This window comes from Micromonospora sp. NPDC051300 (genome assembly GCF_044455315.1).
Taxonomy (GTDB): Bacteria; Actinomycetota; Actinomycetes; order Mycobacteriales; family Micromonosporaceae; genus Micromonospora; species Micromonospora robiginosa.
The window spans coordinates 44,772-65,788 of the sequence record NZ_JBITEP010000008.1; the positions used below are offsets into that span (position 1 = coordinate 44,772).

Sequence of the window (21,017 nt, forward strand, 5' to 3'; positions counted from 1 at the left end):
CCCCGTCCCCCCTCCTCAAGACCTTTTGGGTTGTTTTGTTTGGGTGGGGGGGGGGGGGGTGTGGGGTGGGGGGGGGGGGGGGGCCCCCGCCCCCCCCCCCCCCCCCGCCGCCGTCTCAGATGCCCCGGCCGCGCTTGTGCAGCGTGCGCAGCACCCGGTCGGCCTGCACCGCCCGGCTCGCCACGGCCAGCGCCAGGTAGGCGCGCGGCTCCTTCGGGTTGCGGGCCAGCGTGCGCCGGGCCCAGCGGACCGCGTCCCGCCGGTTGCCCATCGCCGCCTGCGCGAAGGCGATCTGGCCGGCCACCCGCGCCTCGCCGTGCGGCACGGTGGCGAACTCGGGATAGCGGCGCAGCAGCCACTGCAACGCGGTCGAGATGGTCTCCCAACGCTGCGCGAAGTAGGACCGCTTGTGCCAGCGGACCAGCACGTACGGGCTCTCCACGTTGACCAGCGGGGCGTACCGGGCGGCCCGGAGCAGGAACTCGTAGTCCTCCGCGTAGCTGCCCGGGATCTGCTCGTCGACCAGGCCGATCGCGTCGAGCAGCGCGGCCCGCCGGATCAGGAACGTGGACGGGTGCAGCTCGGTGAGCCGGTCGCGGAGCAGCGCCTCCAGCGAGATCCGGGCCCGGTCCAGCGAGCGGTCCACCGTGCGGTCGTCGTAGCTGACCCGGATGCCGCAGCTCACCAACGCGCCGTCCGGGTGCGCGTCGAGCGCACCGAACTGGGCGGCCAGCTTGCCGGGCAGCCACTCGTCGTCGTCGTCGCAGAACGCCACCCAGTCGCCGGTGGCCGCCTCGATGCCGGTGTTGCGCGCCCCGGCCAGCCCGGCGGTGCGGGTGTTCGTGATGACCCGGACCCGCCGGTCACCCCGGTCCGACTCCAACGACCGGTCCGGCTCGGACTGGTCGTAGACCACGATCGCCTCGACCAGGCCGGGGTGCGCCTGGCTCAAAATCGCGTCGAGCGCCGCGCGCAGCAGCTCCGGACGGTCCCTCGTCGGTACGACGACCGAGATGCTCGGGCCACTCATGCTCTCTCCACGGACTCGTCGGATCCCCGCTGGCCCAGGTAGCCGTAGCGGACTCGGAGGGGCAGCGTGGCCAGGCTGACCACGGCCCGACTACGGCGCGGCAGGCGGTCGCGCCACGCCTCGTCCCGCCGTACCGTCAGCGGGCCGCCGCTGAACCGCAGCGGGTTGCCGGCGACGCTGTGCGCGCGGAACGGCGCGGCCGGCGCGGCCGCCGGGTCCGGTTCACCGGCCAGGATGCGCAGCGCCGCCGGGTCGTCCGGCAGGCCGCTGAAGTCGCGCAGCCGGCGCACGGTGCCGGCCGGGTCGGCGGTGAAGTCCTCGTAGCGCAGCCGGAGCACCTTCGCCCGGGAGGCGAGCAGGTGGAACGCCGCGTTCTGCGCGGTCCACAGCTTGCTCACCTCGAACGGCGAGAACGTCGGCATGAAGTCCTCGCCGTCCACCACCTCGGGCCGGCGCACCTGCTTGCCCCAGGAGTACGCGACCGCCCGGCTGTCCCGCACCAGGTGCAGCACCCGCAGGTCGAGGTCGTCTGCCCAGCTCAGCGCGAAGGCGAGCGAGGCGTGCTTGCTGGAGTCGACCACCACCCGCGCACCTGTCACCGCGAGGGCGGCGCGGTAGATCCGGGTGTAGAGGTCGGCGTAGCGGCGGACGTCGGCGAGCTGCTCCGGGGCGAGCGAGCCCTTCGCCAGCCGGGGGATGTGCCGGGTCCGGTCGACCCGGTCCTTGAGCGCCAGCACGTCGTCCCGGTCGACCGCGGACCAGCCGCCGAACGCCTGCTCGCCGACCTGCCGCCAGAACGGGCACGCGGTGAAGCGCTCGCCGCAGCCGCAACGCTCGTCGGCGCCGAGCGCCCGCTCCCAGAGATGCACCACCTCACCGACCGCGCACACGTCGGGACTCTGCGCCAACAGCAGTTCCAGCAGCGTGGAGCCGCTGCGGCCGAGACCGCCGACGAAGAGGACGCGCGGCTGCGGCGGCTCCGGCGCGCTCATCCGCGCCGCCCGCCGGCCCGCTGGCGCACCCGGCGGGCCACCAGGTCGTCGATCACCGCGCCGACCCGGGCGACCGCCTCGGCGCGCGGGTCCGGTCGCCCCGGGTCGGCGGCCAGCACGAAGCGGCCCGGCTCGGCCAGCCCCTCGTCGAGGGCGGCGAGCAGCTCGGGCTCGGACTCGCAGAGCCGGACCATCCCGGCCGCGCCCAGCCGCCGGGAGAAGAGCTGCTGGTGGTTGTCGACGTGCTCGTCGTGGGTCGGGTCGCGGGGCACCACGATCGGCAGGTGGCCGGTGCGCCGGGCCTCGGTGATGGTGGCCGGGCCGCCGTGGCTGACCACGAGCGTGGCCTCGGCCATCGCGCGCTGCAGCTCCTCGTGGCCGAGGAACGGGGTGGCCTCGGGCAGCGCCGGCGGGCGGCTGTGGCCGTACTGGAGGACCAGCCGCACCTCGGGCCGGGCCGCGTGCCAGTGCTCCAGCCAGCCGACCAGACGGTCGAAGCGGTGCACGTCGGTGCCGACCACGACCAGCACGAACGGCACCGAACGTCGGTCCCGCTGCTGCGGAATGTGCGCCATCAGAGGAGGTTCCCCACGACCGTCGCCTCCGGGTACATCCGGCGCTGCTCCTCCCACTGCACGAGCATCGCGGAGAGGAAGGGCCGGCAGAGCCGGGCGGTCAGGGTCGCGCTGTCGATCCGGTCGTACACCTCGATGTAGACCGTGGGGATCCGGCGCAGCCGGGCCGCCACCACGAACGGCAGGGCGACCCCGGCCCCGGTGGTGACCACCGCGTCGACCCGGCGCCGGCGGATCACCTTCAGCGCGAGGAACGCGTTGCGGACCAGGTTCTTGACGTTGCGGGTGGTGGGATGGTGGGCCCAGACCACGTCCTCGCCGTCGAGCAGCGAGCGGGCGTCCGGTGTGTCGAAGGTGACCCAGGCCCGGCGGCGTTCCCGGTACCAGGGTTCCAGTGCCAGCAACTGGGCCAGGTGGCCGCCGCTGGAGCCGACCAGCAGGACCTGCCCCGCGCCGTCGGTTGACCCGCTCACCACAACGTTTCCTCCCGTACACGTGTGACCGCGTCCGGATTTACGTGAATGACCCTCGGACGCGCCCTGACAACCTACTGGCGCGCCCCTGGACAACTGAAGGGGCCGTTGGACGGATCCCGGCCCGCCGGTCGGGTCACCTCGGGATTCCCGCCGCCGGGATCCGAGCCGCGGTGGGAGCCGGCAGGTCAGCCACGGTGACAGCCGGACGGTGGGCCGGGACCACCGACCCCGGGGCGGGTGTGTCAGGATTCCGTCACCGCTCCGCACGCGAGCCGGCGGCGACGTCGGCTCCCGGGGGCAGGTCGGGCCCGCTGCCGGGAACCCGCCGAATGGCCAGCACCGATCGGCCATCTCTACGCGGGCTGCCCACACCTGGGCAGGCTTACCGGAACGTGAGCAGACTTTCCCTCAACGTTCGGATCGGGGACACTCGAAGTCACGGTCAGTTCCAGCTGTGCCGTGGGACTGCCCGGCTCGGTCGAAAGGGAGCGACAGACACTCATGCCCTCACCCCATTTGGCCGAGAACGACGCCGACGGTCTTGCCCTGATGGCCTATCTGGGCTGGTTGCGCCGCCGCTGGTGGATCCTGCTCCTCGCCGCGGTCCTCGGCCTGGCCGGCGGCCTGGCGATCACGCAGATCCAGGACGCGCGCTACACCTCGACCACGTCGCTGCTGGTCCGTCCGCTCGGCTCCGGCGCGGAGAGCAACCCGAACGCCAAGGTCAACCTCGACACCGAGGCGCAGGTGGTCCGGTCGCTCGTGGTGGCGGAGCGGGCCAAGGGCCTGATGAAGGTCACCACCGGCGGTGACGAGCTGGTCAAGTCCGTGACCGTCAGCGTCCCGCCGAACAGCCAGATCCTCCAGGTGGCCTACGAGGCGGGCACGCCGGCGCAGGCGCAGGCGGGTTCGCACGCCTTCGCGCAGGCCTACCTCGACCTGCGCAAGGCAACCGCGCAGAAGGCGCTGGAGAACGAGACCACCGCGCTCAAGCAGCAGATCGCCGACTACAACAAGCAGCTCAGCGCCGTCGCCGGGCGGATCGCGGCAGCCCCGGCCAACTCCCCCGAGCGGGAGCGCGCCGAGGCCGACCGCAGTGTGCTGACCAACCAGCTCAACGGGTTGAACAACCGGCTCAGCCCGCTGGTCTCGGCCGACTCCGACCCCGGCGAGATCATCTCCGACGCCCGGCTGCCCGAGCGACCCAGCTCGCCGAACCGCACGCTCAACCTGGCCAGCGGCATGGGCGCGGGCCTGCTGCTCGGCATCGTGCTGGCGCTGGTGCTGGACCGGCTCGACACCCGGATCCGGCGCGGGCGCGACATCTCCGACCGGGTCGGCCTGCCGCTGCTGCTGGAGCTGACGACCCGCCCGCCGTCGCTCTCCGTCCTGCCCGCCACCCACCGGATCTCGCGCGAGCTGGGCCGGCTGCGCAACGTGCTGCTCTCCGCCGTCCCCGAGTCGACCCAGGCTGGCCGCGGCCGCCAACTCCTGCTCTGCGACGGCTCGACCGGCACCGCCGCCGGGTTCGTCGCCGCCAACCTGGCCGCCGCGTACGCCCGCACCGGCGCGCAGGTCGCGCTGGTCACCACCAAGCCCGACTCGACGCTGAGCAGCATCACCGGGGTCGCCGAGGGTCGGCACAGTCTCGCCTCGGTCCTCCGTCGCGACGTGCCGGCGCTCAAGGCGCTGGCCCCGGTGCCCGGGCTCGGCCAGCTCCGGGTGCTCGTCCCGGGTGAGCTGGACGCGGAGGTCGAACTGCCGGTCGCCGGCCTGCTGGAGATCCTGCAGGAGCTGACCGCGCGCTTCGACCACGTGCTGATCGAGACCGGCCAGCCGACCCACGCCGTGGAGGCGCAGGCGCTGGGCCGCTACGTGGACGCGGTGATCGTGGTGGCCGAGTCCGGCAAGACCCGCAGCGGCGAGATCACCGCCGCCCTCCAGCAGTTCGAGCAGGTCAATGCGCCGGTCATCGGTGCGGTGCTGGCCCCGCGCCTGCCCGCGCCGACCGGCGGGGCCACCCGCCCGGCCGCGCCGTCCGGCTCGACCACTCCGGCGCCGCCGGCCGCCAACCGGCCCAAGCCGCGGCCGAGTCCCGGCCCGTCCGCCGAGTCCACCATGGTGCTGCCGCGCATGCAGTCGTCCCGTTCCGGCCCGACCGCCGGGCCGGCGAAGCCGGCGGCCCCGGGCAAGGGTGCCGCGTCGGTGAAGCCGCCGGCCGGTCCGGGCAAGCCGATGCCGGTCAACGGCGCCGGCGGCACCTACCGTTCCCGCGGGGGCGGCGGTGACGGCGGCGACGGTCGCAGCTACGCCATCGACTCCGGCGAGGACCTGGGGTGAACCGCCGGCAGATGCTCCGCGCCGCCCTCGCACCGGCCGTCGTCCTCGGCGTCGGCACGGGGTGCAGCGAGCCGCAGCCCGAGCCGGGCAGCGTCGACGTCGCCGACCCGGGCAGCGTCGCCGCGACGCCACCGTCGGCAAGCCCGACCTCGAGCCTGCCCACGGCCCCGCTGACCGGAGCGCCGGTCGGCACCCCGGCGGCGGCCACCCGCCAGGCGGTCGCGGTACCGATGCGGGTGAGCCCCGCCACCACCCCGGCCGGTCTGGATGCCGCCGACCTGGTCTACGCCGAGTTCGCCGAGTCGGACACGTTGCACCTGACCGCAGTGTTCCACTCCCGGGACGCCACCAAGATCGGGCCGGTGACCGAGATCCGGCCGGTCGACATCCGCTCGGTCTCGGTGCTGCGCCCGTTCGTCGGATACGCCGGCGGCCCGACCGGTTTCCTCACCCAGTTCGAGAGCTCCGACCTCGACGGTGTCACCCCGGACGACGACGGCAAGGTCTTCAGCGGCGACTACACCTCGACGGCCGCGCTGCTCAAGGCCGCCCCGAAGGGGGGCCAGCCGCCCACGCCGGCGCTCGACCACGCCACCGACGGCGACGCGCTGGCCGCACGCGACCTGGCCCCCGCCACCGAGCTGTCGATCACCGTCTCCGGCGGCCCGCCGATGGTCTGGCGGTACGACAAGCAGAAGGCACGCTGGGCCGGCAAGGTCGGCACCACCACGGTGACCGCCGCCTCGGTGATCGTGCTGACCATGGAATACCGCACGCTGGAGGTGCGCAAGCCGTCGTTCCGCTCGCTGCCGTCGGCGAACGTCTTCGGCGAGGGCGCGGTGGTCGCGGTCTCCGGCCCGACCAGCACGAAGGGCCGCTGGCGCAAGCCCGGCCTGGGCATGGTCTGCACGCTCGCCGACACCGGGGGCGACCTCCTGCACCCGCAGCCCGGCAACGCCTGGGTGATCTACGCGCCGACCACCGCCAAGGTCACCGTGAAATGAGCACCGTCACCCCACCCCGCCCGGCGCGCGGGTCGGTCCCGGTGGGCGCGGTGGTGGCGGCGTCCGGCGGCAACCGGCTCGCGCCGGTCCGGGCACGACCGAAGGGCTGGTCCTGGCGGCTGCCGACCGCGTGGCCGCTGATCGCGCTCTTCCTGCTCTGGCCGGTGTGGTGGGCGCTCGGCGTGTCCAGCTTCGTCTTCATCATCTTCGCGGTGCCGATGGTGGTGCAGATGGCCCGGCGCGGTCCGGTCCGGGTGCCGCCCGGCTTCGGCATCTGGCTGATCCTGCTGCTCTGGCTGTTCCTGTCCGCGTCGACGCTCGGGCTGACCGCCCCGAACACGCTGCCGCCCGGCGGTGGCGGCGGCCGCTACCTCGGCTGGGGCATCCGGCTGGCCAACTTCGTCGCGATGACCGTGACCATGCTCTACGTCTACAACCTCACCGAACGGGAACTGTCCCGGCGCCGGATGATCCGGCTGTTCGGGTTCATGGGCGTGGTGGTGGTCGTCGGCGGTTGGCTCGGCTCGCTCTTCCCTACCGCGGGGTTCGTCGCGCCGCTGCGCTTCGTCCTGCCGCACTCCATCGCCACCCACCCCTTCGTCGCCTCGCTGATGGACGTCAAGTTCGCCCAGGTCCAGCAGGTGATCGAGGGGGAGGCCAGTTCACCGCGACCGTCCGCGCCGTTCACGTACACCAACTCGTGGGGCGAGAACACCGCGATCCTGCTGGTCTGGCTGATCGTCGGCTGGGTGGTGCTGGGCAAGCCGCTGCGCCGCACCGCGGGCGTGGCCATCGCGCTGGCCGCGATCTTCCCGATCATCTACTCGCTCAACCGTGGGCTCTGGATCGGTCTCGGCATCGCCGCGCTCTACGTGGCGATCCGGCTCGCGTTGCGCGGCCGGATGGTGGTGCTCGGCGGGCTCGCCCTGGCGGTCGGGCTGATCGGCGTGCTGATCGTCGCCACCCCGCTCGGCCGCACCTTCGACGAACGACTGCAGAACGGGCACAGCGACGACATCCGCACCACGCTGTCCGAGGGCGCGGTCGCGGCGGCCAACCACTCGCCGATCCTCGGCTACGGCGGCAACCGCGCGTTGATCGGCAGCAACCGGTCCATCGCCATCGGCAAGTCCGACGACTGCAAGCAGTGCGGCAACCGAGAGCTGGGCAGCAACGGCCAGCTCTGGGCGCTGCTCGTCGGCCAGGGCTGGGTCGGCGCGCTGGCCTACAACGGCTTCTTCCTCTACTCCCTCTGGCGCTACCGGCGCGACCACAGCGCGATCGGGATCGCCGGCACGCTCGTCATCATCCTGATGCTCTTCTTCCAGTTCACCTACGGCGCGCTGGAAGCCACCCTCGCCTACGCCCTGATCTCGGTCGCTCTGCTGGCCCGCAACGACCGGCTGCGCCGGGCGCTCGCGCCGGCGCCCCCCAAGGGCACGATCGCCGGGCTACGGGCCCGACTGGAAGCAGCCGGTGACCGTTGATGGTGCTCCGCCTACCCCCGGACGGCGACGGCCGCTCCGCCTACCTCGGTGAGCTGGCCGGCCTGATCTGGCCCGAACCGGCGGCGCCGGCCCTGCGCCGGGGCGGCCCCGGCTGGGTGGTGGTGCCCTCGGCGGCCCGCCCCCGGCTGCTGGTGCCCACCGGCTCCGGCCGGGCCGCCGCCGGCGCCGTCCGACACTCCACCGAGGCGGTCGGCCGCAAGGCCAAGCTGGTCCGGCAGGGGCTGGCCACCGCGTTCCGGCTCGGGCTGGGTCCGGTGGTGTTCCGCGACCGGCTGGTCGTCGACGGCGGCGGGCTGGACGCCTACCTGACCGAGGTGCTGGGCGAACCGGCGCTGGTCAGCCTGCACATCGGGCCGGCGCGGGCCAACCGCAAGCCGGTGCTGCAACTGCTCGCGCCGGACGGCGGCGCGCTGGGCTACGCCAAGCTCGGCGTCGACCCGCTGACCCGCGCCCTGGTCGACGCCGAGGCCGTCGCGCTGCGCCGCCTCGCCGGGGTGCCGCTCGGCCCGGTCGTCCTGGCCGGGGTCCGGCACCACGGCGACTGGCACGGGCACGCGCTGCTGGTGCAGGAGGCCCTGCCGGTGCGGTTGCCCCGGGCCGCCCCGGCCGCGGCGGCGGCGGCCGAGCGGGCCGCCATGGTCGCGGTCGCCGGCTGCCTCGGCGTACGCCGGGGGTCGTGGGCGGGCAGCACGCACGCGGCCCGGCTCGCCGACGCGGTGGACGCGCTCGGTGACCGGCCGGAGGCCGGGCGGCTGCGCGCGGTGCTCGCGTCGGTCGCGGACGCCGACCCGGTGGTGGCGTTCGGCGCCTGGCACGGGGACTGGAACGGCGGCAACAGCGCGGTGCTCGCCGACGGTCGGGTGCTGGTGTGGGACTGGGAGCGGTTCGAGGCCGACGTGCCGGCCGGCTACGACGCGCTGCACCTCGCGGTGCAGGGCGCGATGAGCCACGACGGGGTGGAGCCGATCGAGGCCGCCCGCGCGCTGATCGCCGGCGCGGATCGGACGCTCGCGCCGTTCGAGCAGGTCGGTGGGGGCGCCGACCTCGTCGCCGTGCTCTACCTGGTGGAGCTGGCGACACGCTATCTGCGGGACCGGCAGGCCGAGGCGGGTGCGCGGCTGGGGCACGTCGACGCCTGGCTGCTGCCCGCCGTCGAGGAGCACCTGGCCCGGCGGGCCGGGTGAGAGTGAGGAGTGGGGACGTGACGGTGGCCAGGGAGCAGGCGCTCCGCGCGGTGAAGTCGGTGAGTCGGACGGTCGGTCGGTTGACCGCGGGCTCCCGGATGGTGCCGGGATTCCTGATCGTGGGGGCGCAGCGCTGCGGCACCACCTCGCTGTTCAAGACGCTGTCGCAGCACCCCGGGGTGCTGCCGCCCGCCTACCACAAGGGCGTGCACTACTTCGACGTCGACTACCACCGGGGGATGAGCTGGTATCTCGGCCACTTCCCCACCAACGGCAAGGCGGACGCGGTGAAGGCGCAGCTCGGCGTGCGCGGGATCACCGGCGAGTCGAGCCCCTACTACATGTTCCACCCGTTGGCCGGGCAGCGGATCGCCAAGGACCTGCCGTCGGTGAAGCTGCTGGTGCTGCTGCGTGACCCGGTGGAGCGGGCCTACTCGGCGCACTCCCACGAGCTGGCCCGCGGCTACGAGACCGAGGCGGACTTCGAGCGGGCGCTGGCGCTGGAGGAGCAGCGGACCGCCGGCGAGCGGGAGCGGATGACCGCCGACCCGACGTACGCCAGCGAGCACTTCCAGCACAACTCCTACCTGGCCCGGGGCCGCTACATCGAGCAGGTGGAGCGGCTGGAGGCGCTGGTCGGCCGGGACCGGCTGCACGTGATCGACAGCGACGACTTCTTCGCCGACCCACGGCCGTCCTTCGACGCGGTCTGCGACTTCCTGGAGCTGCCGCGCTGGGCGGACATCGCGTTCGGCAAGCACAACTCGCGCTCCCGCTCGCCGATGTCGGCCGAGCTGCGGGCCCGGCTGGAGGACCACTTCGCCCCGTACGACGAGCGGCTGGCCACGTGGTGGGGACGCGTGCCGTCGTGGCGGCGGTGACACGGGCGGACGCCGACGCCACGGTCGTCCTCCCGGCGGTCGGGTCGGGCGCGGGCGCGGGCCTGGGCGGCGCGGCCCGGCAGGGCTTCGCCAACCTGGTCGGGGTGGGGCTGGCCGCGGTGGCCGGTTTCGGCCTCAACATCGTCATCGCCCGGGGCTGGTCGGTCCGTGAGGCCGGCATGTTCTTCGCCGCCACCAGCGCCTTCATGATCGCCGCATCGGCGGCCCGACTCGGCACCGACGTGGGCACGGTCTACTTCGTCAGCCGGCAGCGCACGCTGGACCGGCGGGACCAGATCCGCGGCACGATCCTCGCCGGCCTGCTGCCGGTGCTGGTGGTCGGCACGCTGCTCGGCCTGGCCGGCTGGCTGGCCGCCCCGGCGCTGGCCCGGGTGACCATGCCGGAGGCGGGTCCGGGCGCGGTGACCGCGCTGCGCGTCCTGCTGGCGTTCGTGCCGCTGGCCGCGCTCAACGACTACGCGCTGGCCGCCTGCCGCGGCTTCGGTCAGATGCGTCCGCTGCTGACCGTGGAGCGGCTCGGTCGCACGCTTGTGCAGTTCCTGGCCGTGGCGGTGGCCGCCTGGCTCGGGCTCTCCGCCACCGTCGCGTTGCCGCTGGCCTGGGTGGTGCCCTACCTGCTCGCCGCCGTGGTCGCGTTGATCTGGCTGGGCCGGCTGGTCGGTCGGGCCGGCCGGCAGGTGGCCCGACCGGTCCCGGTCGGCGAGATGGTCGGGCCGTTCTGGCGGTTCACCGGCCCCCGCGCGATCAGCAGCGTCGCCGCGATCGTGGTGCAGCGCATGGACATCGTGCTGCTCAGCGCGCTGCGCGGGCCGGCGGACGCGGCGGTCTACACGGCGGCGACCCGGTTCCTGGCGCTGGGTCAGCTCTCCAGCGTCGCGCTCTCCAGCTCGGTGCAGCACCGGCTCGCCGCCGCCTTCGCCCGTGACGACCGGGCCGACGCCCGGCAGCTCTACCAGGCCGCGACCGGCTGGCTGGTGCTGCTGTCCTGGCCGGCCTACCTCATCTTCGCGGCGTTCGCGGCGCCCATGCTGTCGCTCTTCGGCACCGGCTACGGCGACGGCCGCCGGGTGGTCGTGCTGCTCGCGCTGATCATGCTGGTGGCGACCGGGTGCGGCATGGTCGACATGGTGCTCAACATGGCCGGTCGCACCGCGTGGACGTTCTACAACGCGATGGGCGGCACGGTGCTCAACGTGGTCGCCAACCTGCTCCTCATCCCGCGCTACGGCATCCTCGGCGCCGCCCTGGCCTGGACCCTCTCCATCCTGGTCACCAATCTGGTGCCGCTGACCCAGCTCTGGTGGTCGATGCGGCTGCACCCGTTCGGCGCCGGCACCCGGGCCGCGATGGCGCTGGCCGTCGTCGCGCTGGGCCTGCCGCTCGGGGCGGCCACCCTGCTCGGCGTGTCGCTGCCGGTGCTCGCGCTGGTGACGCTGGCCGGCACGGCGGCGTACCTGGCGGGGGCCTGGCGGTGGCGGCGCACGCTGCACCTCGACGCGCTCCGGTCGATGCGCCGGGGCGGCAAGCGCGCCGGGGCGGACCCGGCGACCCGGTCCTGACCGTTCCTGCTCACCGATGGGATCTTCGATGACCAGCGACTCCCCCCTCGCCCCGCACTCCGGGCTGTCCACGGTGAAGGCCGCGAAGCTCGCCGCGGTCGGCCTGCTGGCGGACCGCAAGGAACGCCGGGACCTGGAGCGGCCGGTGGAGGCCGGCAAGCGGAAGCTCACGCTGAAGGTGGAGCGACCGATCTTCATCCTCGGCGCCCCGCGCTCCGGCACCACGTTCCTGGGTAGCTGCGTGGGTGCGCTGCCGGACGTGTCCTACCACTACGAACCGCGGCTGACCAAGGCGGTCGCCCGGTGCGTCTACGAGGGAAGCTGGACCCGGCAGCGCGCGGCGCGCTACTTCCGCGGCTACTACGGGGCGCTGCTCGCCGCCGCCGGTCACGGTGGGCTGCGGTTCGCCGAGAAGGACCCGGAGAACTGCTTCATCGTGCCGTTCCTGGCCGAGGTCTTCCCGGACGCGGTCTTCCTGCACGTCTACCGCGACGGCCGGGACGTGGCGGTGTCGCACGCGGAGCAGCCCTGGCTGAACGCCGCTTCCACCGGCACCGGGCGCAGCGGGCGCGGCGGTACGCCGTGGGGCGCCGCGCCGCGGTTCTGGGTGGAGCCGGAGCGACGCGAGGAGTTCACCCGCGTCTCCGACCTGGGCCGGTCCGCCTGGATGTGGCGGCGCTTCACCAGCAGCGCGTTGGCCCAGCTCGCCACGCTGCCGGCGGACCGGGTCCGACACCTGCGCTACGAGGACGTGGTCACCCGGCCGGCCGAGGCGGCCGAGGTGGTCGGCGACTTCCTGCAGGTCGGTGACGCGGCCGGCCGGCAGGCGCTGCACGCCCGGTTCGCCCAGGCCCGGCCCGGCTCGGTGGGGCGCTGGCGGAAGCGACTGACCGAAGAGGATCTGACGGACGTGCTGGTCCAGGCCGGCCCACTGTTGACGGAGCTCGGCTACCACCCGTGAGGACGCTGGCACGGGTAGAGTGCCAGAGGTCGCCCGCCCGGCCCGGCGTGCCGTCCCGCTGACGCGGGGCCCCGCCAGCAGAACGGACAGTGGGCCGGCGACCATCCTGGGGAGAGGTTGCGGTGGTACGACGGTTACGACGGACGATGGCGGCCGTGTTCGCGTTGGCCCTCCTGGCACCGGCGGTCGCGGCGTGCGACTCCGGGTCGGGTGACCGGGCCGGGGAGACCGCGTCGGCGGTGCCGCCGCCGCCCACGGTGACGCCCCGGTCGGGCGCGGTGCAGACCACCGGGCGCGGGCCGGAGCTGCCGGAGAAGGGCGCATGGGTGGGCGCCTGGGTGAAGCCGGAGTTCCACAACGCCACCGGCCGGGCGGCGGCGTGGGACGACTTCAACCGGGCGGCCGGCGGCCAGCTCGCCATCGCGCACATGTTCCACGAGTGGAACGAGCCGTTCCCGGGCGGCACCGAGCGGGCGTTCCAGGCGCAGGGCAAGCTTCAGATGATCTCCTGGCAGGGCACCGACACCCGGTCGACGGTCAGCGGCGTCTACGACAACCTGATCCGGCAGCGGGCGCAGGACGTCAAGGCGTTCGGCGTGCCGGTGCTGCTGCGCTACCGGTGGGAGATGGACCGGCCGAACCTGGCCGCCAGCATGCACTCCCCGGAGGACTACGTCGCCGCCTGGAAGCACGTGCGCGCCATCTTCACCGAGGTCGGCGTCACGAACGCGGCGTGGACGTGGTGCCCGCACGCGGACGGGTTCGCCGAGCCGGAACGCCGGGCCGCCGACTACTACCCGGGTGACGACCAGGTCGACTGGCTCTGCACCGACGTCTATCCGAGCCCGGAGTGGAACAGCTTCAGCAACCGGATGGACCACTTCATGGCGTTCGCCAAGAAGCATCCGCGGCCGGTGGTGATCGGCGAGTTCGGGCTGACCCAGGACGGCCGGCCGGGCCAGCGGGCCGAGTGGATGCGCGAGGTCGGCCCGTACCTGAAGAAGCACCCGCAGATCAAGGCCGTGATCTATTTCGCGGCCAAGCAGACCGAGAAGCCGCTGTACGACAGCACGTTCGGCAGCGACCCGGAGAGCGCGGCGGTGTTCCGCGAGTTGGCCACCGATCCGTACTTCAATCCGCCGATGCCGGATCTCAGCGCCTCCGCTGCGCCATCTCCCGCACGCACTGAGTGATCTTCACTCGTCTTTTCGTTCGGCTCGGGCCGCTTGTTGTGTCAAAAAGGCCGGTCCCGGGTGGACGGGCGGCAGGCGAATGCGAGAAGGTATTGCTCTCACGTCTGCGGTCGGCCGTGCGACGCCACACCTCGCGTCGACACCGGCCACGATCGCAGCGCCTCCGACGTTCCCCCCGGAGCAGCCTGTGCCTTCCTCGATCCTGAGACACCGATCGGTGTCCGCCTTCGGCGCTGCCGTGCTCGGCATCGCCACCCTGTTCACCCCCGTGCCGGCACTCGCCGCGCCGGCGGCCACCGTCGCGCCCGACCACAGCACGCTGGTCGGCGAGGTGCCCTCGGACAAGACGCCGAACATCAACGACGGCAACGTCGTGGCCATCCACGACGCCGGCACCAAGGTGATCGTGGGTGGTTCGTTCACCGAGGCGCAGAACCGCGGCTCCTCGCCCACCCCGGTCGACCGCCGGGGCCTGCTCGCCTTCGACAAGGCAACCGGCAAGATCGACAACGCGTTCGCCCCGGTGCTCGACGGTGACGTCACCGCGATCATCGCCGGCCCGACCGCGGGCACGGTCTACGTCGCCGGCACGTTCAACAAGGTCGGCGACAAGAACTTCCGCAAGCTCGCGCTGCTGAACGTCGCCGACGGCACCCCGGTCGACGGCTTCAAGGGCCCGGCGTTCAACGGCACGGTCAACGACATCGCGCTGATCGACGGCCACCTGCTGGTCGGCGGCATCTTCAGCACGGTCACCGCGACCACCAACCGCGCCGGGCTCGCCTCGCTGAACCCGACCACCGGCGCGGTCGACGACTACCTGACCGTGTCGCTGACCGAGCACCACAACTGGACGGCGACCAACGGTGGCGCCTCGGCCGGCGTCGGCGTCGAGAAGCTGACCGTCTCGCCGGACGGCAAGCACCTCGTGGTGATCGGCAACTTCAAGAAGGCCGACGGCGCCGTCCACGACCAGATCGTGCGGATCAACCTGGGCGCCGACTCGGCGACCGTCGCCGACTGGAACACCGACGGCTACTCCGGCGCCTGCAAGTACAGCGCGTTCGACTCGTGGGTGCGCGACGCCCAGTTCTCCCCCGACGGCAAGTACTTCGTGGTGGTCACCACCGGCGCGTCCTACCCGGGCACGCTCTGCGACTCGGCGGCCCGCTGGGAGACCGACGCCACCGGCGCCGGCCAGAAGCCGACCTGGACCAACTTCAGCGGCGGCGACACGTTCCTCTCCGTCGGCATCAGCGAGAAGGCCATCTACGTCGGCGGCCACTTCCGCTGGTCCAACAACCCGCTCGCCCGGGACAAGGCCGGACCGGGCGCGGTGCCGCGCGCCAGCATCGCCGCCCTCGACCCGGCCAGCGGCCTACCGCTGGCCTGGAACCCGGGTCGCCACCCGCGCGGCTACGGCGTCACCGAGATGCTGGTCACCCCGCAGGGCCTCTGGCTCGGCAGCGACCAGGACTACATCGGCAACTTCGAGTACCAGCGGAAGAAGATCGCCTTCTTCCCGCTGGACGGCGGCAGCACCCCGCACTCGACCACCACCAAGGGCCTGCCGGGCGACGTCTACCAGGCCGGCCGCGCGGCGCAGACCGAGGTCCTCTACCGGGTCAACGCGGGTGGCCCGGCCATCCCGGCGACCGACGGCGGCCCGGACTGGGCGGCCGACACCGACGCCGCGCCCAGCCCGTACCACAACGGCGGCAACAGCGCGAAGGCCTACCCGACCAACGCGACGTTCGACGCCACGGTGCCGACCAGCACCCCGGCCACGCTGTTCAACACCGAGCGGTGGGACCAGGCGACCGCGCCCGACATGCAGTGGGACATCCCGGTCGCGGCCGGCACCCGGGTGAACGTCCGGCTCTACCTGGCCAACCGCTATGCCGGCACCGCCACCGCGGGCAAGCGCAAGCTCGACGTCAGCATCGACGGCGTGCTCAAGCTGAACGACTTCGACCCGGTCGTGGCCGCCGGGGGCACCGACCGCGGCACCATGCAGTCCTTCTCCGTAGTCAGCGACGGCGTGGTCGACATCGACTTCGGCCGGGTCGTGGAGAATCCGCTGATCCAGGGCATCGAGATCGTCAAGACCGCCCCCACGCCGGACGCCTCGGACGTGCTCTACCGGGTCAACGCCGGCGGCGAGCAGCTCGCGGCGCCGAGCGGCCCGGCCTGGGCCGCCGACACCCTCACCGCGCCGATCTCCTACCACAACGCGGGCAACACGGTCACCACGTACCCGACGGACGCGGCGCTCGACGCCACCGTCCCGGCCGGCACGCCGGCGACGCTGTTCAACAGCGAGCGGTGGGACGAGTCGCCCGCCCCCGACATGCAGTGGGACTTCCCGGTCGCGGCCGGCACCCCGGTGCAGGTGCGGCTCTACCTGGCGAACCGCTACGCCGGCACCGCCACCGCCGGCAAGCGCAAGTTCAACGTCAGCATCGACGGCGTGCAGAAGCTGAGCAGCTTCGACCCGGTGGCCTCGATCGGCGCCACCAACAAGGGCACCATGCGGGCCTTCGCGGTGACCAGCGACGGCAACATCGACATCGACTTCGGTCGGGTCCTGGAGAACCCGCTGGTGCAGGGCATCGAGATCGTCAAGCTGCCGCCGGTGCCGCCGGCCACGACTGTCGACAGCATCACCAAGCGGTCGTACGACGGCGCGACCGGCGTCGGCAACGCGATGTCGGTGCCCAACCCGGACGACACCCGCTGGTCGGGCGTCAAGGGCGCGTTCTGGGTCGGCGGTGACCTGTTCTACGGCGTCGGCGGCGACCTCTACAAGCGCTCGTTCGACGGCACCGAGTTCGGCACCCCGAAGAAGCTCGACCCCTACCACGACGCCAAGTGGGACCAGGTCGTCACCGGCTCCGCGCCGGAGGGCTCGACGTACGCGGGCATGACTGTCAACTTCGCCGCCGAGCTGCCCAACGTGACCGCGATGTTCTACAAGAGCGGCCGCGTCTACTACGCGCTCGCCGGCCAGAGCACGCTGTTCTCGCGGCAGTTCGCGCCGGACACCGGCACGGTCGGCGCGGAGCGGACCACGATCACCGGAACGACCGCGTTCGCCGACGCGGCCGGCCTGTTCCTGGACGGCGACAAGCTCTACGTCGTCTCCCGGAGCACCGGCAACCTGTCCACGATGGACTGGTCGGACGGCGCGCCGACCGGCTCGGCCACGGTGCGCAGCGGCCCCGGCGTCGACGACGTGGACTGGCGCGGCACCGCGGTCTTCGTCGGCCCCTGACCGGGGCGGCACGACCGAGAAACCGCACGACGATGGCCCGGCCGGCAACGGCCGGGCCATCGCCCGTCTCAGGCCCGGGTCGGGGCGTGCTCCCGCGCCCAGACCCGCATCAGGTCCCGTACCGAGATCACCCCGGCCACCTCCCGGCCGTCGAGCACCACCAGGTGGCGGAACCCGCCGCGGGCCATCGCCGCGGCCGCCTCCTCCACCGTCCAGTCCGGGCCGGCGTAGACGACGTCCCAGGTCAGGTGGGCTCCGGTGCGCTCGACGTCCGGGTCGAGCCCGGCGCCGATCGCCTTCAGCACGTCGCGTTCGGTCATGATCCCGACCCCTTCGGAGTCCGGGTCGATCACGACCGCCGACCCGACACCGCGGGCCGACATCATCCGGGCCGCCTGGCGGAGCGTGTGCTCCGGGCCGACCACGAGTACCTCGCTGGACATCGCTTCCCGAACCTGCATCACACATCACTCCTGTGGGACGGCGACTGGGTACGGACATGGTGGGCCATCGATGCGTACCGGGACAAGAACGGGCATCGCCGGAATCGGCGCGGCTCGCTACTGTCGGAGGGTGTCCACCGAGCCCCTCCGCTGCGCCGGCGCGCTGATCGTCGACGACGACTGTCGCATCTTCGTCCAGCGCCGCTCCGCCGAGCGACGTCTCTTCCCCAACTGCTGGGACATCGCCGGCGGCCACGTCGAGCCCGGCGAGGAGATCGACGACGCGCTGCGCCGAGAGGTCACCGAGGAGACCGGCTGGGCGGTGTCGCACGTGCTCGGCCTGGTCGGCGAATACCGCTACACCGGCGACGACGGGCTGGAACGGGTGGAGACCGACTTCCTGGTCCGGGTGGACGGCGACCTGAGCCGGCCCCGGCTCGAGCCCACCGAGCACACCGAGTTCCGCTGGCTGGCCGAACGGGACATCGCCGTGCTGGACGAGCACCGGGACGTCAACGACGGGCTGATCAGGCGGATCGTGGCGGACGGCTTCGCCGCGCTGCGGTCGATCGGGCTCTAGGGCGATCACGGGCTGCACCACGGCCGCCGGGCCGCCGACGATATCCTCGCCTCGTGGAATCGGTCGAGAAGAGGAGCGTGTCGGCATGATCGGGATGGTGCTCGCCGCGGGTGCGGGGCGCCGGCTGCGGCCGTACACGGACACCCTGCCCAAGGCCCTGGTGCCGGTCGACGGGGAGACCACCATCCTCGACATCGCGCTGCGCAACCTCGCCGAGGTGGGGCTGACCGAGGTGGTGATCGTGGTCGGCTACGCCGCCGACGCGGTCCGGCAGCGGCAGGCCGAGCTGGCGGAGAAGTACGGCGTCACCATCACCCTTGTCGACAACGACAAGGCCGAGGAGTGGAACAACGCCTACTCGCTCTGGCTGGCGCGGGAGCACTTCTCCCGGGGCGTGCTGCTGGTCAACGGCGACACCGTGCACCCGGTGAGCGTCGAGAAGACGCTGCTGGCCGAGCGCGGCCCGGGCATCCTGCTGGCCGTCGACACGCTCAAGCCGCTGGCCGAGGAGGAGATGAAGACCACCTTCGACGCCGCCGGCCAGCTCACCCGGATCACCAAGCTGATGGACCCGGGCGAGGCGTACGGCGAGTACATCGGCGCGACGCTCATCGAGCCGCAGGTGGCCGACGCGCTCGCCGACGCGCTGGAGGCGACCTGGCGGCGCGACCCGAACCTCTACTACGAGGACGGCTACCAGGAGTTCGCCGACCGCGGCGGCGAGGTGCGGGCGGCGCCGATCGGTGACGTCTCCTGGGTCGAGGTCGACAACCACGAGGATCTGGCCCGGGCGCGGGAGATCGCGTGCCGCTACTAGCCCGCAGCGTCCTCACCCCGCTGCACATCGACGTGCGGCGGGGCGCGGTGGCCGACCTGGCGGCGATCCTCTCCGACGGCCGGATCTCCGCCGGCGGCGACGTCGCCGTGGTGGTCGGGCCGGGGCAGGGTGAGAAGATCGCCGAGCTGATCCGGCCGTCGCTGCGATCGGCGGACGTGTTCACCGTTGCCGGGGGCACCCTGGACGCCGCCGACGAGTTGGGCGGCAAGCTGCGCGCCCGGTCGTACGACGCGGTGGTCGGCATCGGCGGCGGCAAGACCATCGACGTGGCGAAGTACGCGGCCACCCGGCGCGGCCTGCCGATGGTGACGGTGGCGACGGCGCTGGCCAACGACGGGATCGCGTCCCCGGTGGCCAGCCTGATCACCGAGGGGCTGAAGGGCTCCTACGGGGTGCACATCCCGATCGCGGTGATCGTCGACCTGGACTTCGTGGAGGCCGGGCCGGAGCGCCACAACCGCGCCGGGATCGGTGACGTGGTGAGCAACATCAGCGCGCTGGCCGACTGGGAGCTGGCCCGCGAGGTGCGCGGCGAGCCGGTGGACGGGCTCGCCGCCTCGCTGGCCCGGGCCGGCGCCGAGGCGGTGCTGAACCACCCGGGCGACATGACCGACGACGCGTTCGTCACGGTGCTGGCCGAGGCGTTGATCTCCAGCGGCCTGGCGATGGCGGTCTGCGGCACCAGCCGGCCGTCCAGTGGCGGCTGCCACGAGATCATGCACGCGGTCGACGCGCTCTTCCCCGGCACCGCCTCGCACGGCGAGCTGGCCGGGCTCGGCGCGCTGTTCTGCACGTTCCTGCGTGGCGACGAGCGCCGGTTCGCCGAGATGTCCGCCTGCCTGGCCCGGCACGGGCTGCCCCGGCTGCCCGCCGAGGTGGAGCTGACCGACCACCAGTTCGTCGAGGCGGTGCAGTTCGCGCCGGCCACCCGGCCGGACCGCTACACCATCCTCGAACACCTGGCGATGTCCGCTTCCGAGACCCGGGAGCGGCTGGCAGACTACGCCGGTGCCCTCCGCGACCACCTTGGCTGAGCCCCGTCCCACCGTCGCCGACTTCCACCGGGTCAACCGGGGTGGTGGCCTGTTCAGCGAGTCGATCAGCCAGTGGATCGGGGCGGCGTTCGCGCTTGCCGCCCAGCGGCTGGGGCTGCGCCCGACCGCGCTGACCCTGACCAACCTGGTGCTGGGGCTGGCCGCCTCGGTGACCGTGGTCGCGTTCGCCGACGAGGTGGCCGCCGGCGACGTCCCGGCCTGGGTGGTCGGGCTGGTCGCGCTGGTCGGCTGGCAGATCGCGTACGCGTTGGACTGCGCCGACGGGCAGCTCGCCCGGGTGACAGGTCAGGGCAGCGCGGCGGGCGCCCGCATCGACGTGCTCTGCGACGTGGCCGCCCAGATCGCGCTGGTGACCGCGATCGGCGCGGTGGCGGTGGCGCAGCGCCCGGCCACGCCGGTCTGGCTGGTGGCGGTCTTCGCCGGCACCTGGATGGTCAACCTGGTGACGTCGGTGATGCAGGCCGGCCCGAACGCGGCGAGCATGGTCACCTCGACGTCGCTGCCGGTCCGCCTGGTGAAGCTGGTCCGCGACTACGGTGCGGTGATCTTCGTGGCCGGGCTGGTGCTGGTGTTCGCTCCGGCGCTGGCGTTCTGGCTGATGGTGGCGTTCACGGTGGTGAACGGCGGCTTCCTGCTCGCCAGCATCGCGTTCTCCGCCCGCGCCTCGCTGCGCTGAGGTGTAAGGAAGGGCCCCTTCTTAACGCCTTCTGCATAGGCGGGGCCCCTTGTTAACGCCGCCTGCCCGTGGCCGGTCGGCGCGGGATGTCACACACGGGTGGGGCCCGTTTCGGCCCACCCGTTGCCCCGCACGTGGTTGCCGTCGAGCCGGGCCGGCGGGCAGCGCGAGTCGCTGCTGGTGAAGCTGGGGAGGGTCGGGCGGCTGCTGGCATTGCGCATCACTCTTCGTAGCGCCCGACGGGGTGCGAAACGCATCGTTCGTGGTGCCTTGCTCTGCAGCCGCCGACGCATCGGTGACGTTGCGTTATCTGATGCGTCATTGGCTGCAGAGCAAAGGCAACCAGGCGGGCTGTTCGTCTCTTCACCCGCGACGACGTTCACCCAGCTCACGGCAGATACGAAGATTCGGGGCCGGAGCAACGCCC

General features: G+C 72.9%; 18 protein-coding genes. 13 read left to right on the forward strand and 5 right to left on the reverse strand.

Translation table 11 applies throughout. From position 1 onward, the window contains the following. Positions 1 to 115: 115 nt before the first annotated feature. The 4 genes from ACIA5A_RS11380 to ACIA5A_RS11395 are packed head-to-tail and all read right to left on the reverse strand — an operon-like array spanning position 116 to position 3,073. Positions 116 to 1,030 (reverse strand): glycosyltransferase family 2 protein, encoded by a 915-nt coding sequence (locus ACIA5A_RS11380; RefSeq protein WP_091061636.1) that lies wholly within the window; start codon positions 1,028 to 1,030, stop codon positions 116 to 118. After that, entirely contained in the window at positions 1,027 to 2,022 is a 996-nt protein-coding gene (locus tag ACIA5A_RS11385) for a sulfotransferase family protein (protein ID WP_396759631.1), read from the reverse strand. Before ACIA5A_RS11385 ends, ACIA5A_RS11380 begins: the two co-directional genes overlap by 4 nt. Beyond that, the gene (locus ACIA5A_RS11390) at positions 2,019 to 2,597 is read right to left on the reverse strand and encodes a glycosyltransferase (protein WP_396759634.1); all 579 of its coding nucleotides are present in this window, start codon (positions 2,595 to 2,597) and stop codon (positions 2,019 to 2,021) included. The genes ACIA5A_RS11385 and ACIA5A_RS11390 overlap by 4 nt, the downstream gene beginning before the upstream one ends. Then, on the reverse strand, positions 2,597 to 3,073 hold the full coding sequence (locus tag ACIA5A_RS11395; RefSeq protein WP_181570879.1) for a UDP-N-acetylglucosamine--LPS N-acetylglucosamine transferase: 477 nt from the start codon (positions 3,071 to 3,073) through the stop codon (positions 2,597 to 2,599). The genes ACIA5A_RS11390 and ACIA5A_RS11395 overlap by 1 nt, the downstream gene beginning before the upstream one ends. A gap of 501 nt (positions 3,074 to 3,574) precedes the next feature. Between ACIA5A_RS11395 and ACIA5A_RS11400 the strand changes: the two genes are divergently transcribed. The 9 genes from ACIA5A_RS11400 (at position 3,575) to ACIA5A_RS11440 (ending at position 16,998) form a co-directional block, all read left to right on the forward strand. Continuing rightward, positions 3,575 to 5,413: a Wzz/FepE/Etk N-terminal domain-containing protein gene (locus ACIA5A_RS11400; RefSeq protein WP_396759638.1), complete on the forward strand. Its 1,839-nt coding sequence runs from the start codon at positions 3,575 to 3,577 to the stop codon at positions 5,411 to 5,413. After that, on the forward strand, positions 5,410 to 6,417 hold the full coding sequence (locus ACIA5A_RS11405; protein ID WP_396759641.1) for a DUF3048 domain-containing protein: 1,008 nt from the start codon (positions 5,410 to 5,412) through the stop codon (positions 6,415 to 6,417). The genes ACIA5A_RS11400 and ACIA5A_RS11405 overlap by 4 nt, the downstream gene beginning before the upstream one ends. Next, a complete protein-coding gene (locus ACIA5A_RS11410) occupies positions 6,414 to 7,904 on the forward strand; it encodes an O-antigen ligase family protein (protein WP_396759644.1) in 1,491 nt (496 codons plus the stop codon). The genes ACIA5A_RS11405 and ACIA5A_RS11410 overlap by 4 nt, the downstream gene beginning before the upstream one ends. Next, positions 7,904 to 9,109, forward strand: coding sequence for a hypothetical protein (locus ACIA5A_RS11415; protein WP_396759647.1), 1,206 nt, complete (start codon positions 7,904 to 7,906; stop codon positions 9,107 to 9,109). The genes ACIA5A_RS11410 and ACIA5A_RS11415 overlap by 1 nt, the downstream gene beginning before the upstream one ends. A 17-nt stretch (positions 9,110 to 9,126) precedes the next feature. After that, entirely contained in the window at positions 9,127 to 9,990 is an 864-nt protein-coding gene (locus tag ACIA5A_RS11420; protein WP_396759649.1) for a sulfotransferase domain-containing protein, read from the forward strand. Beyond that, positions 9,978 to 11,570 (forward strand): polysaccharide biosynthesis C-terminal domain-containing protein, encoded by a 1,593-nt coding sequence (locus ACIA5A_RS11425; protein ID WP_396759652.1) that lies wholly within the window; start codon positions 9,978 to 9,980, stop codon positions 11,568 to 11,570. The genes ACIA5A_RS11420 and ACIA5A_RS11425 overlap by 13 nt, the downstream gene beginning before the upstream one ends. Positions 11,571 to 11,598: 28 nt before the next feature. Beyond that, complete coding sequence (locus ACIA5A_RS11430; protein WP_396759655.1) at positions 11,599 to 12,531, forward strand: sulfotransferase family protein; 933 nt, start codon at positions 11,599 to 11,601, stop codon at positions 12,529 to 12,531. A 146-nt stretch (positions 12,532 to 12,677) separates the two neighbouring features. Continuing rightward, the gene (locus tag ACIA5A_RS11435; RefSeq protein ID WP_396759658.1) at positions 12,678 to 13,724 is read left to right on the forward strand and encodes a glycoside hydrolase family 26 protein; all 1,047 of its coding nucleotides are present in this window, start codon (positions 12,678 to 12,680) and stop codon (positions 13,722 to 13,724) included. Positions 13,725 to 13,911: 187 nt separating this feature from the next. Beyond that, on the forward strand, positions 13,912 to 16,998 hold the full coding sequence (locus ACIA5A_RS11440; RefSeq protein ID WP_396759661.1) for a malectin domain-containing carbohydrate-binding protein: 3,087 nt from the start codon (positions 13,912 to 13,914) through the stop codon (positions 16,996 to 16,998). A 68-nt stretch (positions 16,999 to 17,066) separates the two neighbouring features. On the opposite strand, the gene ACIA5A_RS11445 is transcribed toward ACIA5A_RS11440, so the two are convergent. Beyond that, positions 17,067 to 17,459 carry a cyclic nucleotide-binding/CBS domain-containing protein gene (locus ACIA5A_RS11445; RefSeq protein ID WP_269694617.1) on the reverse strand — a complete coding sequence of 131 codons (393 nt, stop codon included), beginning with the start codon at positions 17,457 to 17,459 and terminating at the stop codon, positions 17,067 to 17,069. Positions 17,460 to 17,571: 112 nt separating this feature from the next. Between ACIA5A_RS11445 and ACIA5A_RS11450 the strand changes: the two genes are divergently transcribed. The 4 genes from ACIA5A_RS11450 (at position 17,572) to ACIA5A_RS11465 (ending at position 20,590) form a co-directional block, all read left to right on the forward strand. Beyond that, complete coding sequence (locus ACIA5A_RS11450; RefSeq protein ID WP_396759664.1) at positions 17,572 to 18,021, forward strand: NUDIX domain-containing protein; 450 nt, start codon at positions 17,572 to 17,574, stop codon at positions 18,019 to 18,021. A gap of 85 nt (positions 18,022 to 18,106) precedes the next feature. After that, positions 18,107 to 18,838, forward strand: a complete 732-nt coding sequence (locus ACIA5A_RS11455; RefSeq protein ID WP_396759667.1) for a sugar phosphate nucleotidyltransferase — start codon at positions 18,107 to 18,109, stop codon at positions 18,836 to 18,838. Then, positions 18,826 to 19,893: an iron-containing alcohol dehydrogenase family protein gene (locus tag ACIA5A_RS11460; RefSeq protein WP_396759670.1), complete on the forward strand. Its 1,068-nt coding sequence runs from the start codon at positions 18,826 to 18,828 to the stop codon at positions 19,891 to 19,893. Before ACIA5A_RS11455 ends, ACIA5A_RS11460 begins: the two co-directional genes overlap by 13 nt. After that, the gene (locus ACIA5A_RS11465) at positions 19,868 to 20,590 is read left to right on the forward strand and encodes a CDP-alcohol phosphatidyltransferase family protein (protein WP_396759673.1); all 723 of its coding nucleotides are present in this window, start codon (positions 19,868 to 19,870) and stop codon (positions 20,588 to 20,590) included. The genes ACIA5A_RS11460 and ACIA5A_RS11465 overlap by 26 nt, the downstream gene beginning before the upstream one ends. Positions 20,591 to 21,017 lie beyond the last annotated feature (427 nt).